This is a genomic window from Nonomuraea sp. WAC 01424, from assembly GCF_003947315.1.
Lineage (GTDB): Bacteria > Actinomycetota > Actinomycetes > Streptosporangiales > Streptosporangiaceae > Nonomuraea > Nonomuraea spiralis.
In genome coordinates, this window is the sequence record NZ_QHHZ01000015.1 from 195,834 (window position 1) to 218,345 (window position 22,512).

20 protein-coding genes are annotated in these 22,512 nt (G+C 70.5%); 13 read left to right on the plus strand and 7 right to left on the minus strand.

Annotation, left to right across the window (positions count from 1 at the left end; genetic code table 11):
* Window positions 1–9: 9 nt before the first annotated feature.
* Window positions 10–294: a WhiB family transcriptional regulator gene (locus tag DMB42_RS36400; RefSeq protein ID WP_221762519.1), complete on the plus strand. Its 285-nt coding sequence runs from the start codon at window positions 10–12 to the stop codon at window positions 292–294.
* On the opposite strand, the gene DMB42_RS36405 is transcribed toward DMB42_RS36400, so the two are convergent.
* A complete protein-coding gene (locus DMB42_RS36405; RefSeq protein ID WP_229824449.1) occupies window positions 230–694 on the minus strand; it encodes a peptide deformylase in 465 nt (154 codons plus the stop codon). The two genes, DMB42_RS36400 and DMB42_RS36405, sit on opposite strands and share 65 nt — an antisense overlap.
* Before the next feature lie 308 nt (window positions 695–1,002).
* Here DMB42_RS36405 and DMB42_RS36410 point away from each other — a divergent pair, with 308 nt between their 5' ends.
* Window positions 1,003–2,178, plus strand: a complete 1,176-nt coding sequence (locus DMB42_RS36410; RefSeq protein ID WP_125642862.1) for a uroporphyrinogen-III synthase — start codon at window positions 1,003–1,005, stop codon at window positions 2,176–2,178.
* The gene (locus tag DMB42_RS36415) at window positions 2,175–2,996 is read left to right on the plus strand and encodes a sirohydrochlorin chelatase (protein ID WP_125642559.1); all 822 of its coding nucleotides are present in this window, start codon (window positions 2,175–2,177) and stop codon (window positions 2,994–2,996) included. The genes DMB42_RS36410 and DMB42_RS36415 overlap by 4 nt, the downstream gene beginning before the upstream one ends.
* Here the strand turns inward: DMB42_RS36415 and DMB42_RS36420 are convergent.
* Together DMB42_RS36420 and DMB42_RS36425 are read right to left on the minus strand one after the other, a co-directional pair.
* Window positions 2,897–3,388, minus strand: coding sequence for a hypothetical protein (locus DMB42_RS36420; protein ID WP_125642563.1), 492 nt, complete (start codon window positions 3,386–3,388; stop codon window positions 2,897–2,899). The genes DMB42_RS36415 and DMB42_RS36420 overlap by 100 nt on opposite strands.
* A gap of 226 nt (window positions 3,389–3,614) precedes the next feature.
* A complete protein-coding gene (locus DMB42_RS36425; RefSeq protein WP_125642566.1) occupies window positions 3,615–4,469 on the minus strand; it encodes a PAC2 family protein in 855 nt (284 codons plus the stop codon).
* Between the two features lie 281 nt (window positions 4,470–4,750).
* Between DMB42_RS36425 and metH the strand changes: the two genes are divergently transcribed.
* From metH to DMB42_RS36465, 8 genes are all read left to right on the plus strand, one after another.
* Window positions 4,751–8,215, plus strand: coding sequence for a methionine synthase (gene metH / locus DMB42_RS36430; RefSeq protein ID WP_125642569.1), 3,465 nt, complete (start codon window positions 4,751–4,753; stop codon window positions 8,213–8,215).
* Window positions 8,216–8,235: 20 nt separating this feature from the next.
* On the plus strand, window positions 8,236–8,880 hold the full coding sequence (locus tag DMB42_RS36435) for an HAD family phosphatase (protein WP_125642572.1): 645 nt from the start codon (window positions 8,236–8,238) through the stop codon (window positions 8,878–8,880).
* A 93-nt stretch (window positions 8,881–8,973) separates the two neighbouring features.
* Entirely contained in the window at window positions 8,974–9,471 is a 498-nt protein-coding gene (locus tag DMB42_RS36440) for a cellulose synthase (protein ID WP_125642575.1), read from the plus strand.
* 276 nt (window positions 9,472–9,747) lie between these two features.
* On the plus strand, window positions 9,748–10,746 hold the full coding sequence (locus DMB42_RS36445; RefSeq protein WP_125642578.1) for an ABC transporter permease: 999 nt from the start codon (window positions 9,748–9,750) through the stop codon (window positions 10,744–10,746).
* Between the two features lie 63 nt (window positions 10,747–10,809).
* Window positions 10,810–12,579: an ABC transporter substrate-binding protein gene (locus DMB42_RS36450; protein WP_125642582.1), complete on the plus strand. Its 1,770-nt coding sequence runs from the start codon at window positions 10,810–10,812 to the stop codon at window positions 12,577–12,579.
* A 93-nt stretch (window positions 12,580–12,672) separates the two neighbouring features.
* A complete protein-coding gene (locus DMB42_RS36455) occupies window positions 12,673–13,686 on the plus strand; it encodes an ABC transporter permease (RefSeq protein ID WP_125642585.1) in 1,014 nt (337 codons plus the stop codon).
* A complete protein-coding gene (locus tag DMB42_RS36460) occupies window positions 13,683–14,711 on the plus strand; it encodes an ABC transporter ATP-binding protein (RefSeq protein ID WP_125642588.1) in 1,029 nt (342 codons plus the stop codon). The genes DMB42_RS36455 and DMB42_RS36460 overlap by 4 nt, the downstream gene beginning before the upstream one ends.
* A complete protein-coding gene (locus DMB42_RS36465) occupies window positions 14,708–15,739 on the plus strand; it encodes an ABC transporter ATP-binding protein (protein ID WP_185845037.1) in 1,032 nt (343 codons plus the stop codon). Before DMB42_RS36460 ends, DMB42_RS36465 begins: the two co-directional genes overlap by 4 nt.
* 37 nt (window positions 15,740–15,776) lie before the next feature.
* Here DMB42_RS36465 and DMB42_RS36470 read toward each other — a convergent pair whose 3' ends face one another.
* The 3 genes from DMB42_RS36470 to DMB42_RS36480 form a co-directional block, all read right to left on the minus strand.
* Window positions 15,777–16,460 carry a response regulator transcription factor gene (locus tag DMB42_RS36470; RefSeq protein ID WP_125642594.1) on the minus strand — a complete coding sequence of 228 codons (684 nt, stop codon included), beginning with the start codon at window positions 16,458–16,460 and terminating at the stop codon, window positions 15,777–15,779.
* Window positions 16,457–17,632, minus strand: a complete 1,176-nt coding sequence (locus tag DMB42_RS36475) for a sensor histidine kinase (protein WP_125642596.1) — start codon at window positions 17,630–17,632, stop codon at window positions 16,457–16,459. The genes DMB42_RS36470 and DMB42_RS36475 overlap by 4 nt, the downstream gene beginning before the upstream one ends.
* A 73-nt stretch (window positions 17,633–17,705) precedes the next feature.
* Window positions 17,706–18,566 (minus strand): RecB family exonuclease, encoded by an 861-nt coding sequence (locus tag DMB42_RS36480; protein WP_125642599.1) that lies wholly within the window; start codon window positions 18,564–18,566, stop codon window positions 17,706–17,708.
* Window positions 18,567–18,682: 116 nt separating this feature from the next.
* Between DMB42_RS36480 and DMB42_RS36485 the strand changes: the two genes are divergently transcribed.
* Both DMB42_RS36485 and DMB42_RS36490 read left to right on the plus strand, forming a co-directional pair.
* Window positions 18,683–19,819, plus strand: a complete 1,137-nt coding sequence (locus tag DMB42_RS36485; protein WP_125642602.1) for a site-2 protease family protein — start codon at window positions 18,683–18,685, stop codon at window positions 19,817–19,819.
* 317 nt (window positions 19,820–20,136) lie between these two features.
* Window positions 20,137–21,654: an FHA domain-containing protein gene (locus DMB42_RS36490; RefSeq protein ID WP_125642605.1), complete on the plus strand. Its 1,518-nt coding sequence runs from the start codon at window positions 20,137–20,139 to the stop codon at window positions 21,652–21,654.
* 219 nt (window positions 21,655–21,873) lie between these two features.
* Here DMB42_RS36490 and DMB42_RS36495 read toward each other — a convergent pair whose 3' ends face one another.
* The gene (locus tag DMB42_RS36495; RefSeq protein WP_125642608.1) at window positions 21,874–22,371 is read right to left on the minus strand and encodes a hypothetical protein; all 498 of its coding nucleotides are present in this window, start codon (window positions 22,369–22,371) and stop codon (window positions 21,874–21,876) included.
* Window positions 22,372–22,512 lie beyond the last annotated feature (141 nt).

Below are 22,512 nucleotides of genomic sequence, written 5' to 3' on the forward strand. Positions count from 1 at the left end.
ATGAGCATGATGATGATGCTCAGCTGGTCACGCAGGGCCGCCTGCCTGGAGCAGGACCCCGAACTGTTCTTCCCGATCTCGGTCGAGGGCCCGAGCCGCTCGCAGGTCGAGCAGGCCAAGACGGTGTGCGGCCGATGCCCCGTACGACAGCCGTGCCTGGAGTACGCGCTGGACACCAGGCAGGCGCACGGAGTGTGGGGTGGCACCGACCCCGAACAGCGGCGTGAGCTCAGCTCGGCTGGAGGACCTCGGCGAGGAAGCGTTCCCGCTCCTCAGCTTCGAAGTGGTCGCTGAACAGCACCCCGTCGAGATGGTCGGCCTCGTGTTGCAGCACCCTCGCCAGCACGCCCAGCGCCCGTAGTGTCACCGGCTTGCCGAACATGTCCCGGCCGCGCGCCGTGACCATGTAGGAGCGTTCCAGCGGACGCCAGACGCTCGGCGCCGACAGGCACGCCTCGTCGGCGGTGATCCGCCGCTCCGACAACTCCAGCCGCGGGTTGACCAGGTGGCCCGACCGGCCCTCGTAGGAGTAGACCAGCACCCGCACCGGCTCGCCGATCTGCGGAGCCGACAACCCGGCCCGGCCGGTTCCCGCCCGCAGGGTGAGCGTCATGGACTTCACCAGGCGCCGCAGCTCCCGGTCGAAGTCGTGGACCGGCTCCGACACCACACGGAGCACCGGATCGTCGAACACACGAATAGGCCGGACCGTCACCCGCAACTCCCCGAAACGCCGTGATCGTCATGCGGAACGGTTCCCGTCGCCGTGTCCCCTCAACCCTGAAGCGCGGGCCTTGTAGCACAGCGGTAACAGAGGAGACCCAGAGGTGAAACCCCCCGAAAGCAGTATCGGAGGGTGATCTCACTCGTGTCGTACGCGCCTGTGATGACCGGCCGGGCGCTCGGGGCCCGGCCGGGCCGGGCCGACCACCTGGAGGTACCGGCATGACCGCACTTCCCCCGGACGAAGACCCGCCTCCTGGTACGTCCCCGGCCAGGCCCATGGCGGCCCGGCGGCTCACGGAGGGCACGTCCCCGGAGACGGCGCCCGACGCGCTGGCGGGGTTCACGATCGGGGTGACGGCCACCCGGCGGCGTGAGGAGTTCGGCGCGCTGCTCGAACGGCGCGGGGCCCGCGTCGTCAGCGCCCCCGCGATCCGCCTGGTGCCCCTGGCCGAGGACGCCGACCTGCTCGCCGCCACCCGGCTCACCCTCCAGGCCCCCCTGGACGACGTGGTCGTCACCACCGGCGTCGGCTTCCGCGGCTGGATGGCCGCCGCCGAAGGATGGGGTCTGTCCGCCGACCTCGGCGACCACCTCACGCGGGCCCGCCTGCTCACGCGCGGCCCCAAGGCCAGGGGAGCCGTACGGGCCGCCGGGCTGACCGACCACTGGACGCCCGCCACCGAGTCCTGCGACGAGGTCAAGGAGTACCTGCTCGCCCAGGACCTGCGCGGCCGCCGCATCGCGGTGCAGCAGCACGGCGAGCCGCTCACCGATTTCGTCGCCGACCTGCGCGGGGCCGGGGCCGAGGTGATCGAGATCCCGGTCTACCGGTGGCTGCCCTACCGCGACATCTCGCCGCTGCGCCGGCTGATCAGCCAGACCGTCTCCGGCGCGGTGGACGCCGTGGCGTTCACCAGCGCGCCCGCCGTCCACGCCATGCTCGCCACGGCCCGGTCCGACGGGCTGGAGGACGCGCTGCTGGCGGCGTTCTGCGGGCCCGTCGTGGCCGCGTGCGTGGGTACGGTGACGGCCGAGCCGCTGGCCTCCCGGGGCGTACGGACCCTGCTGCCGGACCGCTCCCGCCTGGGCGCGCTGGCCCGCGTCCTGGCCCGGCACCTGCCCGAGCACGGCGTCACCCGGCTGACGGCGGGCGGGCACCGTCTGGAGATCCGCGGCCACGCCGCCGTCGTGGACGGCGAGCTGCGCCCGCTGCTGCCCGCCCCGATGGCGGTGCTCAAACGCCTGGCCGACAAGCCCGGTCACGTGGTCTCCCGCGCGGACCTGCGTACGGTGCTGCCCGGCACCACCACCCGCGACTCGGCCGAGCACGCCGTGGAGATGGCCGTCACCCGCCTGCGCCGCGCCCTGGGGCCGGGCGGCATCGTCGAGACCGTCGTCAAACGCGGCTACCGCCTGGCCTGCCCCCACGAGCCTTTCCCAGCGGCCCGGTGAGCGTCCTCCCGCCTTCGCTGGTGCTGGCCGCGCACGGCACGCGCAGCGCCGCGGGGGAGCGGACGTTGTCGGCGCTGCTCCGCTCGGTCCGCCGGGCCCGTCCCGGGCACCGCGTCGAGCTGGGCCACCTGGAGATCAGCGCCCCGCTCCTCGCCGACGTCCTGCCGGAGGTGCCCGGCCCCCTGGTGGTCGTGCCGCTGCTGCTGGCCGGTGGCTACCACGTCCACGTGGACCTGCCCGAGGTGATCGCCGCCCGCCGCCCGGACGCGCTCGTCGCCCCCTGGCTGGGCCCGCACCGCCTGCTCACCTCGGCGCTGGCCCGTGCCCTGGACCGCGCGGGGCTGCGCGGGACGGACGCGGTCGTCCTGGGCGCGGCGGGCTCGTCCGACCCGGCGGCGCTGGCCGACGTACGCGCCGCGGCCCGTCGTCTCGCGGTACGGCTGTCGCGTCCCGTCACGGCCGCGTTCGCCTCGGCGGGCACGCCGTCCCTGTCCGAGGCGGTGGCGGCGGTTCGTACGACCAGGGGACGGCCCGGCGGCCGGGTGGCGGTCGCCTCGTACGTGCTGGCGCCCGGCTTCTTCCACGACCGTCTGGCTGCCGCGGGCGCCGACCTGGTCAGCGGCCCGCTCGGCCCCGACCCCGCCGTGGCCACCCTGATCTGGCACCGCTTCGAGCAGGCACTCGAACGTCAGAGGCAGAACCGCCGGACTTCCGGAGGTCAGGCGTGGACGGGCTCCAGCCGCAGCTCCCGGACGATCTCCACCGCGCACGGCGCCCGCGAGGGACCGGCGTCCGCGCCCACGAACATCTCGATGTAGGCATGGTGGAAGCAGCCCGCGATCAGCAGCCGGGCGCTCGCCTCCGGGTCGACCTCGGGCCCCACCCGGCCCAGCCGCTGCTCGGCGGCCAGATAGGCGGCCAGCGGCGCGACCTCGGTGCTCGGCCCGAGCCCGGTGTCGCGTACGGCCGCGCGGAAGCGCACCGTCACATCAGGGGAGGTGAACGCGGGCAGCGCCGCGCCCTGCACCTCCATGTAGTAGTCGATGCCCGCCCGGGCGACGGGCAGGAGGTTGTCCGCCACGCGTCCTTTCCCGACGCGGTGCGACAGATCGTGCAGAATGCTCAGCCAGAACGGCAGACGGTCCTGCAGCAGGGCGAGGAAGCGGTCCACGGAACCGCCGGTGCGGTCCTCCCTGACGGATCGGGCCATCTCCAGGATGCGACGTCTGGTGTCCTGACTTCTCTGGTGCGGATCGACTTGCGAAGTCGCCATGGCGTGCCTAACGTGCGCGGTCGATAGGACAGGCATCACGGTACGAAGCCGGTGGTCCAGGTCTCACGGAGACCTGGAGTCGGAGCGCCAGCTTGAGGAAATCTTGTACGAACCCTGATTATGACTCGAAATTTCCGAAAATGTGGGGTTTAGCGGTGGAGAGTCAGCTGTCGGTGTCGCGGTCCCGGCGCCGCAGGTAACGCTCGAACTCGGCGGCGATGGCGTCTCCGCTGGCCTCCGGCAGCTCGGCCGCGTCCTTGCGCTCCTCCAGCTCCTTGACGTACTCGGCCACCTCGCTGTCCTGCGAGGCGAGCTCGTCGACGCCGCGCTCCCAGGCCCGCGCCTCCTCGTCGAGGTCGCCGAGGGGCATCGGGATCTCCAGCACGTCCTCCATGCGGCGCAGCAGCGCGAGGGTGGCCTTCGGGTTGGGCGGCTGGGCGACGTAGTGGGGGACCGAGGCCCACAGGGAGATCGCGTCGAGCCCGGCCTCGCCGAAGGCGTGCTGGAGCACGCCGACGATGCCGGTCGGCCCTTCGTAGCGGCTCAGCTCAAGGTTGGTCGAACGGGCGAGCGCCTCGTCGGTGGCGCCGCCGAGGATCGGCACGGGGCGGGTGTGGGGCGAGTCGTTGAGCAGCGCCCCCAGCATCACCGCCAGCTCGACGCCCAGCTCCCGGCAGACTGCGATGATGTCGGCGCAGAACGAACGCCAGCGCATGTTGGGCTCGATGCCGCGCAGCAGCACGACGTCGCGCTCGCTGCCGGGCGGGCGCGCGTGGAACAACCGCGTCGTCGGCCACACGATGGACCGGGTCAGCCCGTCGCCCATCTCCACGACGGGACGGGTGACCTGGAAGTCGTAATAGTCGTCGGGGTCGAGTGAGATCAGCGGCTCGGCCTTCCAGGACGACTCGAGATGGGCGATCACACCGCTGGAAGCCTCGCCCGCGTCGTTCCAGCCCTCGAACGCGGCAATGAGCACCGGGTCGACGAGCTCGGGGAGCCCTTCGAGCTCGATCACGTGTCGCCTCCTCTCTCCCTCATCGCGCTAAGCCTATGCGGTAAGCAGGCGTCGGCGTCACCGATCTCCCCGCGAACGAACCGAGCCACCCGCGCCACCCCTTTCGCCCAGCCCACCACGCCACTATCCCCCCGTACCACCCCTCTCACCCCTCCTGCTCGTTCGCCCCCAGCGGATCATCGTGAAAGGCGCCGCCCCGCCCCCCCGATCCCTATTGGACGCGGTGTCAATTGACAGGACGAAGAATAAGCCGTCGAGGCGCAGCCGATAAGCTCTACGGCATGAGCATCTCCCCGTCCTTCCGAGAAGTGTTGTCCCAGCGCGTGATCGTGGCCGACGGGGCTATGGGCACGATGCTCCAGGCCCAGGACCCCACGCTCGACGACTTCGAGGGTCACGAGGGCTGCAACGAGGTCCTCAACGTCACCCGTCCCGACATCGTCCAGGGCGTGCACGACGCCTACTTCGCCGTCGGCGTCGACTGCGTCGAGACCAACACCTTCGGCGCCAACCTGGCCGCGCTCGGCGAGTACGACATCGGCGAGCGCGTCTTCGAGTACTCCGAGGCCGGCGCCCGCATCGCCCGCGAGCGGGCCGACCACTGGTCGACGCCCGACCAGCCGCGCTTCGTCCTCGGCTCGATGGGCCCCGGCACCAAACTGCCGACCCTGGGCCACCTGCCCTACCGGAGCCTGCGCGACGCCTACCGCGACAACGCCGCCGGCCTGATCGCGGGCGGCGCCGACGCGCTGATCATCGAGACCTGCCAGGACCTGCTCCAGGTCAAGGCCGCCGTCATCGGCGCCAAGCGGGCCGTCGAGGCGGCCGGCCGGGACGTCCCGATCATCGCCCAGGTGACCATCGAGACCAACGGCGCGATGCTGCTCGGCTCCGAGATCGGCGCCGCGCTCACCGCGATCGAGCCGCTCGGCGTCGACATCGTCGGCCTCAACTGCGCCACCGGCCCGGCCGAGATGAGCGAGCACCTGCGCTACCTCGCCCGCCACTCCCGGCTCAAGTTGTCGTGCATGCCCAACGCGGGCCTGCCGGTGCTCACCTCCGACGGCGCGTACTATCCGCTGTCGGCGCAGGAGCTGGCCGACGCGCACGAGACCTTCGCCCGCGACTACGGCCTGTCCCTGGTCGGCGGCTGCTGCGGCACCACCCCCGAGCACCTGCGCCAGGTGGTCGAGCGGGTGCGCGGTAAGGAGGTCGCCGCCCGGCGCCCCCACCCCGGGCCCGGCGCCTCCTCCCTCTACCAGACGGTCCCCTTCCGCCAGGACACCTCCTACCTGGCCATCGGCGAGCGCTGCAACACCAACGGCTCCAAGGCCTTCCGCGAGGCGATGCTGGCGGGCCGCTGGGACGACTGCGTCGAGACCGCCCGCGACCAGGCCCGCGACGGCGCCCACATGCTCGACCTGTGCGTCGACTACGTCGGCCGCGACGGCGTGGCCGACATGAAGGAGCTGGCCTTCCGCTTCGCCACGGCCTCCACGCTGCCGATCATGCTCGACTCCACCGAGCCCGCCGTGCTCAAGGCCGGCCTGGAGATGCTCGGCGGCCGCGCGGCCGTCAACTCCGTCAACTACGAGGACGGCGACGGCCCCGACTCCCGCTTCCAGAAGATCATGCGCCTGGTGCACGAGCACGGCGCCGCGGTCGTCGCGCTGACCATCGACGAGGAGGGCCAGGCCCGCACCGCCGACTGGAAGGTGCGCGTGGCCTCCCGCCTCATCGAGGACCTGACCGGCAACTGGGGCATGCGCGTCGAGGACATCATCGTCGACTGCCTGACCTTCCCCATCGCCACCGGCCAGGAGGAGACCAGGCGCGACGGCCTGGAGACCATCGAGGCCATCCGCGAGCTCAAGCGCCGCTACCCGGGCGTGCAGACCACGCTGGGGTTGTCCAACATCAGCTTCGGCCTCAACCCGGCCGCCCGCATGGTGCTCAACTCGGTGTTCCTCAACGAGTGCGTCAACGCCGGCCTCGACTCGGCCATCGTGCACGCCTCCAAGATCCTGCCGATGGCCCGCATCCCCGACGAGCAGCGCCAGGTCGCGCTCGACATGGTCTACGACCGCCGCCGCGAGGGCTACGACCCGCTGCAGCGTTTCATGGACCTGTTCGAGGGCGTCGACGCCGCGGCGATGCGCGCCGGCAAGGCCGAGGAGCTGGCCGCGCTGCCGCTGTGGGAGCGGCTCAAGCGGCGCATCATCGACGGCGAGCGCAAGGGCCTGGAGGCCGACCTCGACGACGCCCTCTACCAGCGGCCCGCGCTGGAGATCATCAACGAGGTGCTGCTCGACGGCATGAAGACGGTCGGCGAGCTGTTCGGCTCCGGCCAGATGCAGCTGCCGTTCGTGTTGCAGTCGGCCGAGGTGATGAAGGCCGCCGTGGCCTACCTCGAGCCCCACATGGACCGCCTCGAGGGCGAGACCAAGGGCCGCATCGTGCTGGCCACGGTCAAGGGCGACGTGCACGACATCGGCAAGAACCTCGTCGACATCATCCTGTCCAACAACGGCTACCAGGTGGTCAACCTCGGCATCAAGCAGCCGGTGTCGGCCATCCTGGAGGCCGCCGACGAGCAGCGGGCCGACGTGATCGGCATGTCCGGGCTGCTGGTGAAGTCGACGGTCATCATGAAGGAGAACCTGGAGGAGATGAACTCCAGGGGCCTGTCGGAGCGTTATCCGGTGCTGCTCGGCGGCGCCGCGCTCACCCGCGCCTACGTCGAGCAGGACCTCGCCGAGCTGTTCGAGGGCGAGGTGCGCTACGCCCGCGACGCGTTCGAGGGGCTGCGGCTGATGGACTCGTTCATGGCCGTCAAGCGCGGCGTCGAGGGCGCCACGCTGCCGCCGCTGCGCGAGCGTCGCGTCAAGACCGGCGCGGTGCTCCAGCGCACCCCGGTCGAGGAGCTGCCCGCGCGTTCCGACGTGGCCGCCGACAACCCGGTGCCGGCCGCGCCCTTCCACGGCGACCGCGTCGTGAAGGGCATCTCGCTGGCCGAGTACGCCGCCTTCCTCGACGAGCGCGCCCTGTTCCTGGGCCAGTGGGGCCTCAAGCCCACCAGGGGCGGCGACGGCCCAGGCTACGACGAGCTGGTCGAGACCGAGGGCCGGCCCAGGCTGCGCATGTGGCTGGAGCGCATGCAGACCGAGGGCCTGCTGGAGGCGGCCGTCGTCTACGGCTACTTCCCGTGCGTCAGCGACGGCGACTCGCTGATCATCCTCGGCGACGACGGCAACGAGCGCACCCGCTTCACCTTCCCGCGCCAGCGCCGCGACCGCCACCTGTGCCTGGCCGACTTCTTCCGCGCGAAGGGCTCCGGCGAGGTCGACGTGGTCGGCTTCCAGGTGGCCACCATGGGCGCCAAGATCTCCCAGGCCACGGCCGAGCTGTTCGCCAAGGACGCCTACCGCGACTACCTGGAGCTCCACGGCCTGTCGGTGCAGCTCACCGAGGCGCTGGCCGAATACTGGCACGCCCGGGTGCGCGCGGAGTGGGGCATCGGCGGCCAGGAGTCGCTCGACGACATGCTCAAGGTCAACATCAAGGGTTGCCGCTACTCCTTCGGCTACCCGGCCTGCCCCAACCTGGAGGACCAGCGGCAGCTGTTCGAGCTGCTCGACCCGGGGCGCATCGGCGTCAGCCTGTCGGAGGAGTTCCAGCTCCACCCCGAGCAGGCCACCTCGGCGCTGGTCGCCCACCACCCCGAGGCCAAGTACTTCAACGTCTAGATCGTCATCGGGGGCTCAACGTGGAAGCGGTCTTCTTCGACATGGACGGCCTGCTCGTCGACAGCGAGCGGGTCTGGCTGGAGATCGAGACCGGGGTGATGGCCAGGCTCGGCGCCCAGTGGACGCCGCAGCACCAGGCCCACCTCGTCGGCGGGTCCATGGAGCGCACGCTCGACTACATGCTCGCCGTCTCGGGGGCCGACGTGCCCCCGCTGACGGTGCAGGAGTGGATGGTCTCCGGCATGGTCGAGCGCCTGTCCCAGGGCGTTCGCGTCATGCCGGGGGCCGCCGAGCTGCTCGACGCCCTGCGTGACGAGGGCGTGCCGGTCGGGCTGGTGACCTCCTCGATGCGGGAGATCGCCGAGGCCGTGCTCAAGGGCTTCGGGAAGGACCGCTTCGACGTCATCGTCACCGCCGGCGACGTCGAGCGCACCAAACCCGACCCCGAGCCCTATCTCAAGGCCGCCGGGCTGCTCGGCGTCGAGCCGGTGCGCTGCGTCGTGCTCGAGGACTCACCCAACGGCGTCGCGGCCGCCACGGCGGCGGGCTGCGCGGTGGTCGCCGTCCCGAGCCTGCTGCCGGTCGAGCCGGCTCCGGGCCGCCTGGTGGTCTCCTCGCTGGCCGAGGTCGGCGTGGACGATCTGCGGGCGTTGATTCCCGGTTGATCCCCTAGGGGGCGTCTGGTCCTCCCGGAGGAGGGGCGCCCCGCGTTTCGCGTGCCAGGATGGAAGGCGTAGTCGAGACGAGGGGCGGCCGTAATGTTCGAGCAGATCGCCTGGTTGCCGCTGTGCGGCGGGGTGACGGCGGTAGGGCTGGTGCTGAGCTTCCTGGCCTTCAGGCGCAGGGGCGCGGCGGCGGGGATGAGGCTGGCGGCCTGGTCGCTGCTGCCGGTGGCGGCCTATCTGACGGGCGCGCTGGGCGCGCTGTGGACCATCGGGGCGACCGCGGTGGGGTTCGTCACCGGGCTGGTGCTCAACCCGATGGTGTGGGCCGGGGTGGCCGTGGCGGGTCTGGCCGCGGTGTTGTTCGTGGTGTCGGGGTTCATGCGCGGCCGGAGGTTGTCGACGGGCCGTAGGAAGAAGGCCGATCCGGAGCGGCAGGCGACGGAGCAGCCGGGCACCGGGCGGCCGGGAGCGAAGCCGCCGGTTCAGCCCGTAGCGAACAAGACCCAGCCCGCGGTGGCCCCGAAGACCCCCAAGAACGACGATGACTTCTCCGACATCGAGGCGCTCCTGAAGCGCCGCGGCATCAGCTGATTTCGGACAGAATCGGCCTGGGATCGGCATTGTCACAGTTCCGAGACCCAACCGGGACGGCCCGTAGACATTCACATCAAGATCGATACGAATAAGTTTCGCGTCAATCACAGTTAAGCCACATCGAGCTCTGAGGGACTGGTCATACCAGCTCAGGCCATAGATTCTGCCTCCTGGGGCCGCGACTCTGCGGACTCGCCTTGCACGGGCGCACTACCCTGACCCGGGACCGCGCCACACGGACGACAGTCGTCTGGAATCCAGGGGGCCACTGGCATGACCGCACCGCTCGATGTTCCTGGCTCGGCCGTCGAGGCCGGACCGGAGACCGTTCTTGAGGGGGCGGAGTCTTCAGTCATCCGGGGGCGTTCCCTCGGGCAGATCGCCTGGATGCGCCTCAAGCGCGACCGCATCGCGATGATCGGCGGCATCGTCATCATCCTGCTGATCCTCGTGGCGATCTTCGCGCCGCTGCTGGTGTCGTGGTTCGGCCACGACCCGGCCGAGTGGCACCGCGAGAAGATCGATCCGGCGATTCAGGCGCCGATCGGCTCCTTCGGCGGCATGAGCTGGGACTTCCTGTTCGGTGTCGAACCCACCACGGGCCGCGACCTGTTCAGCCGCATCCTGTACGGCGCCCGCATCTCGCTGCTGATCGCGTTCTTCGCGACCCTGCTCTGCGTGGTCATCGGCACCGTGCTCGGGATGATCGCCGGCTTCTTCGGCGGCTGGATCGACACCGTCATCTCCCGCCTGATGGACATCTTCCTCGCCTTCCCGCTGCTGGTGTTCGCGCTGGCGCTGGCGGGAGTCATCCCCGACAAGGCGTTCGGCATGTCGGGTGACACCCTCAGGATCAGCCTGCTGGTCTTCATCATCGGCTTCTTCAACTGGCCCTACATCGGGCGCATCATCCGCGGGCAGACGCTCTCCCTGCGTGAACGGGAGTTCGTCGACGCCTCAAGGAGTCTCGGCGCGCGCAGCCACACCATCCTGTTCAAGGAGATCCTGCCCAACCTGCTCGCGCCGATCCTCGTGTACTCGACGCTGCTGATCCCGTCGAACATCCTGTTCGAGGCCGCACTCTCCTTCCTCGGCGTGGGCGTGCGGCCGCCGACCCCCACGTGGGGAGGCATGCTGGCTGAGGCGGTCCACAACTACGACGTGGCGCCCAACTTCATGATCTTCCCCGGCCTCGCGATCTTCATCACCGTGCTGGCGTTCAACCTGCTCGGTGACGGCCTCAGGGACGCCTTCGATCCCAAGGCCCGATAAGGCCTCGTGAGTAGTTATCCGCAAGTTCTCTCAACTCCTAGATACAAGGGGTGTGTCAGGTCGATGAAGATGAGATCTAAGGCGTCGGCGGTCGCGGTCACCGCGGCTCTCGCCGTGGTCGTCTCGGCGTGTGGCGGTGGCGGTGGTGGCAGCAAGAGCACCAGCGGCTCCGGCAACGACGCGAAGCCGTCCAGCAAGTACAACGCCGGTGTGACCGAGATCATCAACCCGTCGGAGAAGACCGGCGGCACGCTCCACATGGGCATGCCCGGCGACTTCGACTCGGTGGACCCGGGCGACATGTACTACGGCTACGCCTGGAACTTCGCCCGCCTCTACACGCGCGCGCTCACCATGTTCAAGCCGGTCCCCGGCGAGGAGGGCCTGCAGCTCGTCGGCGACCTGGCCGAGGGCCTGGGCACGCCGAGCGACGGCGGCAAGACGTGGACGTACAAGCTGCGCAAGGGCGTCAAGTTCGAGGACGGCACCCCGGTGACCTCGAAGGACGTCAAGTACGGCGTGGCGCGCTCGCTGGACAAGGACATCCTGCCCAGCGGCCCGACGTACTTCAACGACTGGCTCGACGTCGGCAGCTACACCGGCCCGTACAAGATGAAGGGCAAGCTCGACGACTTCAAGGCGATCGAGACGCCCGACGACCAGACGATCGTCTTCCACCTGAAGAAGGCGTACGGCGGTTTCGACTACTTCGCCATGCTCCCGCAGACGGCCCCCGTGCCCGAGGCCAAGGACACCGGCTCGAAGTACAAGGAGCACCCGGTCGCGTCCGGCCCGTACATGTTCAAGGCGCACGAGCTCACCAAGCGCATCGAGCTTGTCAAGAACCCCAACTGGGACGCGGCGACCGACCCCAACCGCAAGCAGCTCAACGACTCGATCGAGGTGCTGCTCGGCCAGAACGAGGACGACCTCGACCAGCGTCTGCTCTCGGGCAAGATCGACGTCAAGGTCAACAGCACCGGTGTGGCGGCCAACGCCCGCAAGACGGTCCTGACGGACGAGAAGGTCAAGCAGTACGCCGACTCGGCCCCGATCGACCGCACCTGGTTCACCAACATCAACGGTGACGTGCCGCCGTTCGACAACATCCACTGCCGCAAGGCCGTGCTGTACGCGACGGACCGCTCGGCCATCCAGGGCGCCTACGGCGGCCCCGACGCCGGTGGCGACGTGGCCCTCAGCCTCATGCCGGCCAAGATGACCGGTTACGAGAAGATCGACCCCTACGGCGTCGAGGCCAACCCGACCGGTGACGTCGCCAAGGCCAAGGAAGAACTGGCGGCCTGCGGCCAGCCCAACGGCTTCAGCACCACCATCTCCTTCCGCAACGAGCGTTCGGCCGAGAAGCAGACCGCCGAGGCGCTGCAGCAGTCGCTCAGCCGCGTGGGCATCAAGCTGGAGCTCAAGGGCTTCCCGCAGGGTGACTACTTCAAGCTGTACGCCGGCAAGCCCGACTTCGCCAAGAAGAACAACCTGGGCCTCATGGTCTACGGCTGGGGCGCCGACTACCCCGAGGGCTTCGGCTTCTTCCAGCAGATCGTCGACAGCCGGGTCATCCGTCCCGCCGGTAACACCAACCTCGGCGTGAAGGACCCCAAGATCGACGAGCTGATCGACCAGGCCGCGGGCGAGACCGACGCGAGCAAGCGCAACGCCATCTGGGCCGCCGTCGACAAGGAAGTCATGGAGTCGGCGTTCATCCTCCCCTACGTCTGGGCGCACGGCCTGTTCTACCGGCCGCCGACGCTGAAGAACGTCTTCGTCTCCCAGAACTGGGGCATGTACGAGTTCCTCACGCTGAGCACCCAGTAGCAACGGCGCATACTGCCGGAACGTCACGTACCGAAAGCAGGTGAAGGCTTCGGCGGCCGGGCCCACAAGGCCCGGCCGCCATGGCCGAGATCAGTGTTCACATACATTCTCAGACGGTTGATAGCGGCCGTCATGCTGCTCTTCGTGGTGAGCATCGCGACGTTCGCCATCTTCTTCCTCGTGCCTCGGCTCGCTGGGATGTCCGCTGACGACCTGGCCTCCCGGTACGTGGGCAAGGCGGCCAACGCCGAGGTGATCCACGACACGGCTCTGCGCCTGGGCTTCTACGACCCGATCCTGGTCCAGTACGGCCGCTTCGTGCAGGGCATCTTCGTCGGCGTCGACCGCAACTACGGCCCCGGCATCGAGCACTGCCCCGCGCCCTGCTTCGGCTACAGCTACGTCACCCAGAACCCGGTCCTGCCCGACCTGCTCAACCGCCTGCCGATCACGTTGTCGCTGGCGCTCGGCGCGGCAGTCGTCTGGGTCATCTTCGGTGTGGCCACCGGCGTGTTGTCGGCGCTGCGCCGCGGCAGCTTCTTCGACCGCCTGTCCATGGGCATCGCCCTGGCCGGCGTCTCGCTGCCGATCTTCTTCACCGGCATCGTCTCCCTGGCCATCTTCCGCGACCAGCTCGGGCTGGTCGGCGACGTGGCCGACTGGGTGCCGATCAGCGAAGACCCGCTCACCTGGGCCAACAACCTCATGCTGCCCTGGGTGACGCTCGCCTTCCTGTACGCCGCCGGCTACGCCCGGCTCACCCGGGCGGGCATGCTGGAGACCATGTCGGAGGACTACATCCGCACGGCCAGGGCCAAGGGCCTGGCGGAGCGGAAGGTGGTGCTCAAACACGGGCTGAGGGCCACGCTCACCCCCGTGCTCACCATGTTCGGTCTCGACCTGGGGCTGCTGCTCGGCGGCGCCGTCCTGACCGAGAGCACCTTCTCGCTGCCCGGCATCGGCAAGTACGCCGTCGACGCCATCAGCAACAACGACCTTCCCCAGGTGATGGGCGTCACGATCGTCGCGGCGACCTTCATCATCCTGGCCAACCTGATCGTCGACCTGCTCTACGCGGTCGTTGACCCGAGAGTGAGGCTGGCGTGAGTCCCTTTCTCGACGTCAAGGACCTGAAGATCCACTTCCCGACCGACGACGGCCTGGTCAGGTCGGTCGACGGGCTCACCTTCAGCCTCGAACGCGGCAAGACGCTCGGCATCGTCGGGGAGTCCGGCTCGGGCAAGTCGGTGACCAGCCTCGGCATCCTCGGCCTGCACAAGGGCAAGGGCGCCAACGTCTCGGGCGAGATCTGGCTCGACGGCGAGGAGCTCGTCGGCGCCTCCCAGGAGCACGTACGCGGGTTGCGCGGCAAGAAGATGGCGATGATCTTCCAGGATCCGCTGTCGGCGATGCACCCGTTCTACACGGTCGGCGACCAGATCATCGAGGCGTACCGGATCCACCACAAGGTGTCCAAGGCCGTCGCCAAGAAGCACGCCATCGACATGCTGGGCCGCGTGGGCATCCCCGAGCCGCGCAGCCGCGTCGACTCCTACCCGCACGAGTTCTCCGGCGGCATGCGCCAGCGCGCCATGATCGCCATGGCTCTGTCGTGCGACCCCGAACTGCTCATCGCCGACGAGCCGACCACCGCGCTCGACGTGACCGTGCAGGCCCAGATCCTCGACCTCATGGTCGACCTGCAGCGCGAGTTCAACTCCGCGCTGATCATCATCACCCACGACCTGGGTGTGGTGGCCGAGCTGTCCGACGACATCCTGGTCATGTACGGCGGCAAGTGCATCGAGTTCGGCACGGCCGACGACATCTTCTACCGTCCCGAGCACCCCTACACATGGGGTCTACTGGGATCGATGCCCCGCCTCGACCGTGAGCCCACCGAACGGCTGATGCCGATCAAGGGCTCACCGCCCTCGCTCATCAACGTGCCTCCGGGCTGCGCCTTCCACCCCCGCTGCCCCTACGTCGAGCGCACCGCGGGCAAGGCCAAGAGCGAGGTGCCCGGCCTGATCGAGACCGAGGGCGGCCACCTGGTGCGCTGCCACATGAGCAGGACGGAGCGGCGGGAGCTGTGGGAGAACGAGATCAAGCCAGTGCTGGAGAACCAGTGAGCGAGACGGTGACCGCGAACGAGCCGCTTCTTTCCGTCCAGGGGCTGGAGAAGCACTTCCCTGTGACGAAGGGCCTGCTCAAGCGGCAGGTCGGCGCCGTCAAGGCGGTCGACGGGGTCAGCTTCGACGTCTTCAAGGGTGAGACGCTCGGCCTGGTGGGCGAGTCCGGCTGCGGCAAGTCCACCACCGGCCGCCTGGTCACCCGGCTCCTGGAGCCGACCGGCGGCAAGGTCGTGTTCGAGGGCCAGGACATCACGCACATGGGGCAGGGCAGGCTCAGGCCGCTCCGCCGCGACATGCAGATGATCTTCCAGGACCCGTTCTCGTCGCTGAACCCCCGCCACACCGTGGGCACCATCGTCGGCGCGCCGTTCCGCATTCAGGGCGTGCAGACCGAGAACGGTGTCAAGAAGGCGGTCCAGGACATCCTCGCCCTGGTCGGGCTCAACCCCGAGCACTACAACCGCTACCCGCACGAGTTCTCCGGCGGCCAGCGGCAGCGCATCGGCATCGCCCGTACGCTCGCGCTCAAGCCCAAGCTCATCATCGCCGACGAGCCGGTCTCCGCCCTCGACGTGTCCATCCAGGCCCAGGTCGTCAACCTGCTGGAAGACCTGCAGAACGAGCTCGACCTGACCTACGTCGTGATCGCCCACGACCTGTCGGTGGTGCGCCACATCAGCGACCGGGTCGCGGTCATGTACCTGGGCAAGATCGTCGAGATCGCCGACCGCAAGAGCCTCTACAGCTCGCCGATGCACCCCTACACCAACGCCCTGCTGTCGGCCGTGCCCGTGCCCGACCCCAAGGCGCGCAAGGAACGCGAGCGCATCAGGCTCACCGGCGACGTGCCGAGCCCGCTCAACCCGCCGCCCGCCTGCCGCTTCCACACCCGCTGCTGGAAGGCGCAGGAGATCTGCAAGACGGTCGAGCCGCCCCTGGAGACGGTGGCCGGCGGCCACCGCGTGGCCTGCCACTTCCCGGAGAACGCGCCCGCCGCCGCGACCGCCGCGGTCACGCAGGCCTGAGGGCTCCCGGCCGCCGCCCTCCTGCCGGGGCGGCGGCTCAGGACAGCGCGCCCGGCGTGATCAGCCCGGTCTCGTACGCCAGCACCACGGCCTGCACCCGGTCGCGCAGCCCCAGCTTGGTCAGCACGTTGCCCACGTGCGTCTTGACCGTCGTCTCGCTCACCACGAGCTTGGCCGCGATCTCCGCGTTGGACATGCCCTTGGCGATCAGCCGCAGCACCTCAAGCTCCCGCTCGGTCAGCCGGTCGAGGCGGGCCGGCGTGGCCTGCTCGTAGGGCGAGGGCAGCCGCTTGGCGAACCGGTCGAGCAGCCGCCTGGTGACGCTCGGCGCCACGATCGCATCGCCGGCCGCCACCACCCGGATCGCCTGTACCAGCTCGTCGGGCGGCACGTCCTTCAGCAGGAACCCCGAAGCCCCCGCCCGCAGCGCCTCCACGATGTACTCGTCGAGGTCGAACGTGGTCAGCACCAGCACCTTCGGCACGTGCGCCGTGGGCGCGGCCTCCCGCACGATCCTGCGGGTCGCCTCGATGCCGTCGACCCCGGGCATGCGGACGTCCATGAGCACGACGTCGGGCAGCAGCGCCCTGGTCTGCTCCATCGCGGCCTTGCCGTCGCCGGCCTGGCCGACCACGGTGATGTCGGACTCGGCCTCCAGAATCAGGCGGAATCCCGTGCGCAGCAGCGGTTGGTCGTCCACCAGCAACACTCTGATCGTCATTGGCCGTCCTTCAACGGGAACTTCGCCCGCACCTCGAAACCGCCCCCCGGTCGCGGACCGATGTTCAGAATTCCACCATAGAGTGCGACCCGCTCGCGAATGCCGACCAGCCCGTGGCCCGTCCGGTCGGGCGCCGGGGTCGCGCCCTTGCCGTCGTCCTCGACGCGTACGTCGAGACCGGTGGGCGCGTGGCAGACCGTGACCACCGCCTCGGCCCCCGCTCCGGCGTGCCGCAGGCTGTTCGTCAGCCCCTCCTGGACCAGCCGGTAGGCGGCCAGGTCGATCCCGGCGGGCAGCGGCCGCGGCTCGCCCTCCACCCGCAGCCGCGTGGGCAGCCCCGCCTCGCGCATCTGCTCCACCAGGCCGGGCAGATCGCCCACGCCGGGCTGCGGCCCCAGCTCGGCCCGCGCGTCGGTACGCAGCACGCCCACGATGTTGCGCATCTCCGTCATGGCCAGCCGCCCGGTGTTCTCGATCGCCGACAGCGCCTCACACGCCAGGTCGGGATCGGAGGCCAGCACCCGCCGCGCCGCGGCCGCCTGCACCGTCATCACGCTCACGTGGTGGGCCACGACGTCGTGCAGTTCGCGGGCGATGCGCGAACGCTCCTCGGCCCGCGCGGCCCGTGTGTCGGCCGCGTGCGCCCGTTCCAGCCTGGCCGCTCGGTCGCGCAGCTCCTCCAGGTACGCCCGCCGCAGCCGCAGGCTCCTGCCCGCCCCCCAGACGGCGCTCAGCACCACGACCGCCACCACGTGCCCGCTGGGCCCCGGCAGTGTCACCGGCCCCGCCAGCGCCCCCACCAGGTACGTCAGCAGCGAGACGATCAGCCCGCCCAGGGCCACCGCCAGCCCCCGATTGGAGGCCACCGAGTACAGCAGCACCAGGCCGGAGACGCCGGACACCCCCGACCCGTAGCCGAAGGCGGTCAGCAGCGTCTCGGGCACCAGGCCCGCGCACAGCGCCGCCAGCGGCCAGCGCCTGCGCACCGCGACCGGCGCGGCGGCCAGCACCAGCAGCGCGGCCCCGAGCGCGTCGGGCGCGCGCATGCCCTCGGGAACCAGCTCCGGCGTCTCCAGGCTCTCGGGCCCGTAGAGCAGGAAGAGCGTCACCGAGGCCGCGGCCACCACCACGGCCAGGACCGTGTCGTGGAACAGGGTTCGGTCGATCCGCACCGCTTCACTGTAGGCCCAGGTGAGAGCCTGGAACCTCCTCCCTCGGGAGGATAAGGAACGGCCTGCCGGAGGGCTACAGCTCGTCGGTGGCCGCGCGCCGGTTGCTGCGCACCGTGTCGCCGGGCTGACGGTCGGGCACCGGCGGCGGGGTGCCGCCGAACTCCGGGCACAGCGCCTGGTGGTCGCACCAGTCGCACAGGCGGCTGCGGCGCGCCCGCCACTCACCCGTCTCCAGCGCCCGCTCGATCGCCGTCCACAGGGCCATCACCTTGCGCTCGGTGGCCAGCAGGTCGGCCTCGTCGGGGGCGTAGCGCAGCACCTCGCCGCGCCCGCCCAGGTAGACCAGCTGCAACAGCCTGGGGACCTCCCCGCGCAGCCGCCACAACACCAGCGCGTAGAACTTCATCTGGAACAGCGCCTTGGCCTCGAAGTCGGGGCCGGGCGCGCTGCCCGTCTTGTAGTCGACCACCCGGACCTCGCCGGTCGGCGCGACGTCGAGCCGGTCGACGTAGCCCCGCAACATCAGGCCGCCGTCGAGCACCGCCTGCACGTAGAGCTCGCGCTCGGCCGGCTCCAGCCGGGTCGGGTCCTCCAGCGTGAAGTAGCGCTCCAGCATGCCCCGCGCCTGCGCCAGCCACTCGGCCTGCTCGGCGTCGTCGGCGAACATCCGCGAATACTGCGCGTCCTCCTCCAGCAGCCGCTGCCACTGGGGCTCCAGCAGCTCCAGCGCCGCCTGCACCGAGCGACGCGGGGCCGGGAGGTCGTAGAGCCGCTCCAGCACCGCGTGGACCACGGTGCCGCGCACGGCCGCGGGGGAGGGTTTCTCGGGCAGCTGGTCGATGACCCGGAACCGGTAGAGCAGGGGGCAGGTCATGAAATCGCCTGCCCGGGACGGGGAGAGAGCTCCGATGATCACCGGTTCGGTCAACGTCATGCACCGCACTCTAGGTCAAGACCCCGACAGAATAACTCTCTCGGGGACGAGGAACACGTGATCGGGCGCGTAGCATCGAGGCAGCAACAGCACGTAATGGACGTACGAGGAGTGCGGTGAGCGAGCAGAGCCCGCGTCAGGAGTTCCCCGGCCTTCGGATGGGGCGGCCCTTCGGGATCCCGGTGTACGTCTCGTGGACGTGGTTCATCGTCGCGGCCTTCATCACCGTCATGTTCGGCCCCCGGATGCGCGACATGCTGCCCGAGCTGGACAACACCGTCGCCTACGCGGTCGCCTTCGTCTTCGCCGTGCTGCTCTACGTCTCGGTGCTGCTGCACGAGCTGGCCCACAGCGTGCTGGCCAAGGCGTTCGGCCTGCCGGTGCGCCGGATCACCCTCTACTTCCTCGGCGGCGTCTCGGAGATCGAGAAGGAGCCGCCCACGCCGGGCAAGGAGTTCCTGGTCGCCGCGGCCGGGCCGGCGTTGTCGCTCGGCCTGGCGGGGCTCGGCCTGCTCGCCGACACGTACCTGATCAACGACGGCGGCATCGCCGAGGTGCTCATCTGGCAGCTCTGGGTGGCCAACCTCATCGTCGGCGTGTTCAACCTGCTGCCCGGGCTGCCGCTCGACGGCGGCCGGATGTTGCGCGCCGGGGTGTGGAAGCTGACCAGGAACCCCGGCTCCGGCACCGTCGTGGCCGCCTGGGGCGGCCGGGTGCTGGCCGTGCTCCTCGTCGTCCTGCCGTTCGCGACGTCGATGGCGAGCGGGCAGGAGTTCGACCCGGTCGAGCTGCTGTGGCCGGTGGTGCTGGCCTCCTTCATCTGGATGGGCGCCACGCAGTCGCTGCGCGTGGCCCGCATCCGCGCCCGCATCCCGCAGGTCAACGCGCGGGCCCTGGCCCGCAGGGCGATCCCGGTCGCGGCCGAGACGCCGCTGGCCGAGGCGCTGCGCCAGGCCACCGAACGCCGGGCGGGCGCCCTGGTGGTGGTCGACCACGAGGGACGTCCGGTCGCGATCGTCAACGAGGCCGCCGTCCACGCCGCCCCCGAGCACCGCCGCCCGTGGGTGGACGTGGGCTCGCTGGCCAAGGCGATCGAACCGACCACGGTGCTCCCCGCCGACCTGGTGGGCGAGCCGCTCATCGACGCCATGCGCTCGGCCCCGGCGGGGGAGTACCTGCTGGTGGAGCACGGCGGCGAGATCTACGGCGTGCTCGCCACCGCCGATGTCAACCGCGTCTTCAGCGGCGTCTGACATGATCGGCGCGTCAGCGGCTAGGGTCTTGTCCGGCCACTTCCCGTAGCCCGGCGATTTCGATGCCAGGACGGCTGGCCGATAGTGTTCTGTTTGGCCAAACTTGCACACTTGAAGGGTTCGTCGTGGTCCGCCGGTTCACCGAATCGAGACGACTCGGCCGCGACACCGGCTCGTGGTCTGGGTATGCGTATGGCTGGTGGCCGGCACGGCAGTGCGGGTGCCGTGACATCGCCGGTTTCCGGGGAGGAGAATTGAGTGACCGAGCGCAGCGAGGGCACCGATGAGCGCAGCACGGTCGTCATGAGGGAGGGCGCATGAGCGGCCAGGGCTTCGGAGTGGTGCGTCCCCTTCCTGGGAACGGGCTGGTCGCCTACGTGGGCGGGCTGCTGCGGGTGTGCGACGCGGGCGAGGCGGCCGCCGACGGCCTGCTGGAGGCGCTGCGCGAGACGGCCGCCTCCGGCGGCGACGGCCGGGCCCTGGCCCGCCGCGCGGCGCAGGTGCTGGCCGCCAACATGGCGGGCGACCCGGCCACCTGCGCGGTCGCCGGTCCCGTGGGCACCGGCGTGGCCGTGCTGGTCAGCGGCTCGGCGGCGGCCTCCGTCAGCACCTCCGGCGGCGAGACGCGCCTGGCCGGCAGCGACTCGCTGACCTGGGCCGACCGGCTGATCAGCGGCCCGGTCGAACGCGTCGAGCTCACCCTGCCCGGCGCCGGCAGCCCGCACCCGGCGGTCGGCTTCGACGGCGGCGTCGTCCACGGCGGCGGCCTGATCGGCGACCTCACCGACCAGCCGTTCCAGGCCCGTCCCCATAGGCAGGCGCCCGCCCAGTCCAGGCCGCTCACCAGCGAGATGCCCAACACGGCCCTGCACATGGAGCCCGACCTGGCCCCGCCGCCGGAGCGGCCGGTCGAGCGGCCTCCCTACCCGCTGGCCGACCAGCCGCCGCTCGTCCAGGGCGCGTCCTCGGGCCCGCAGGGCGGTCTCCCGCACTCCGGCGCCCATCCCGGCCCGCCGCCGCTGGAGCAGCCGCCGTTCGGCCAGGAGCAGCCGCCGTTCGGGCACGAACAGCCGCCCTACGGCCACGAGCAGCCGCCCTTCGGGCACGAACAGCCTCCGTTCGGGCACGATTCGCAGCCGCCCTACCTCCCGCCGCACGAGCAGCCCCACCCCGAGCCCCAGCAGCAGTTCCCGTCCTACGACGAGCTGCCGCCGCCCGGCACCGGCATGGCCGACCAGCAGCAGCACATGGGCCCGCCCGAGCACTTCGACCAGCCGGCCCCGCCCGTGCTCGGCCCGCCGGAGCACTTCGACCACCCGGGTCCGCCGCCGCAGCAGCAGGAGCAGGGCGACCACGGCGACCGCCCGCTGGTCTACGGCGTCGACTGCAAGAACGACCACTTCAACGACCCCAGGGTGCCCTACTGCGCCGTCTGCGGCATCGCGCTGGTGCAGCGGACGCTGGTGCCGTACAAGGGGCCGCGGCCCTCGCTCGGGGTGCTCATCCTCGACGACGGCACGGCGCTGCCGCTGGAGAGCGACTACCTGCTGGGCCGTGACCCGGAGCGCGCGCCCGAGGTGGCGGGCGGCTCGGCGCGGCCCGCCAAGGTCACCAGCCCCGACGGCTCGGTCTCCCGCCGCCACCTGCGGGTGGCCCTCGACGGCTGGGACGTCAACCTGGTCGACCTGGGCTCGGTCAACGGCACCCAGATCCAGCCGCCCGGCGACCCGAACTTCTACGACATCCCGCCCAACGAGCCGGTCACCATCGCCCCCGGCACGACGGTCCGCGTCGGCGTCTCGCGCACCCTGCGCTTCGAGGCCCACCGCGGCTGACCCCCTTCCCGAAGCCCGTACCCCCTTTCCGGAGGGAGTGCGGGCTTTTACGGAAAGCGCTTCCAGCGGGCCTGGCGGAAATCCCGCATTAAATGCCCTGCCCGCCCCGACTTCACGGCGAAAAGGGAAATGTCATCTTTAATGCATGACGTTTCCGGAAAAATTCGGATCGGCAATCACGGCCCCGCGCAACCCCGGATCCGGGCCGTCCCGAAAAGGTCAGCGGGACCGGAACGAACGTACGCCGCGCAGCAGCCGTACGGCCGCCTCCAGCCCGCCCGCCCCCTCCAGCGCCCGCCCGCCCGCCGTGGCGAACCGGCTCAGCAGGTGCTCGTCGCCCTCCTCGAACCCCCGCCCGGCCACCCACAGGAACGGATGGTCCCGCGCCCACGCCGGCACGGGTACGGCCAGGAAGCCCGGCTCGTCCATGGCGTCGTCGGGCGCCAGCCGTACGGCCTCGTCGGCGGCGGCCAGCTCCTTCAGCACCCCGGACCCGGTCAGCCACGGCCGCACCCGCAGCGGGTCGCCGGGCGGCGCGTGCATGTGGACCGGACGGGCGTCCCGCCGCAGCGCGTCCACGTGCACGAACCCCGCGTAGGCGGTGCCCGCCACGGCGGGCGCAGCGCGCGCCAGCCGTTCGATCACGTCCGCGACTTCCAGGCAGGAGAACGCGGTGATGAGTTCGCGCATGGCGATATCGACACGGTTGTTTGGCATCGGGGTGATTCCCTGCTGGAGGGGGTGAGATCGCGCGGCTCGATCACGCGAAACTCCGAGCGGTGCCCGGAGTATCATCCTCGATGCGGCCTTTGACTACCCCTTCAGAGGAAATTGCGATTTTTCCGTATTTCGGGCGCT

Bases quoted from the DNA above. Each gene is read 5' to 3' on its own strand.
- DMB42_RS36400 (WP_221762519.1), top strand. From the start codon at position 10: ATGATGATGCTCAGCTGGTCACGCAGGGCCGCCTGCCTGGAGCAGGAC.
- DMB42_RS36410 (WP_125642862.1), top strand. From the start codon at position 1,003: ATGGCGGCCCGGCGGCTCACGGAGGGCACGTCCCCGGAGACGGCGCCC.
- DMB42_RS36420 (WP_125642563.1), bottom strand. From the start codon at position 3,388: ATGGCCCGATCCGTCAGGGAGGACCGCACCGGCGGTTCCGTGGACCGC.
- metH (WP_125642569.1), top strand. From the start codon at position 4,751: ATGAGCATCTCCCCGTCCTTCCGAGAAGTGTTGTCCCAGCGCGTGATC.
- DMB42_RS36440 (WP_125642575.1), top strand. From the start codon at position 8,974: ATGTTCGAGCAGATCGCCTGGTTGCCGCTGTGCGGCGGGGTGACGGCG.
- DMB42_RS36445 (WP_125642578.1), top strand. From the start codon at position 9,748: ATGACCGCACCGCTCGATGTTCCTGGCTCGGCCGTCGAGGCCGGACCG.
- DMB42_RS36450 (WP_125642582.1), top strand. From the start codon at position 10,810: ATGAAGATGAGATCTAAGGCGTCGGCGGTCGCGGTCACCGCGGCTCTC.
- DMB42_RS36470 (WP_125642594.1), bottom strand. From the start codon at position 16,460: ATGACGATCAGAGTGTTGCTGGTGGACGACCAACCGCTGCTGCGCACG.
- DMB42_RS36480 (WP_125642599.1), bottom strand. From the start codon at position 18,566: ATGACGTTGACCGAACCGGTGATCATCGGAGCTCTCTCCCCGTCCCGG.
- DMB42_RS36490 (WP_125642605.1), top strand. From the start codon at position 20,137: ATGAGCGGCCAGGGCTTCGGAGTGGTGCGTCCCCTTCCTGGGAACGGG.
- DMB42_RS36495 (WP_125642608.1), bottom strand. From the start codon at position 22,371: ATGCCAAACAACCGTGTCGATATCGCCATGCGCGAACTCATCACCGCG.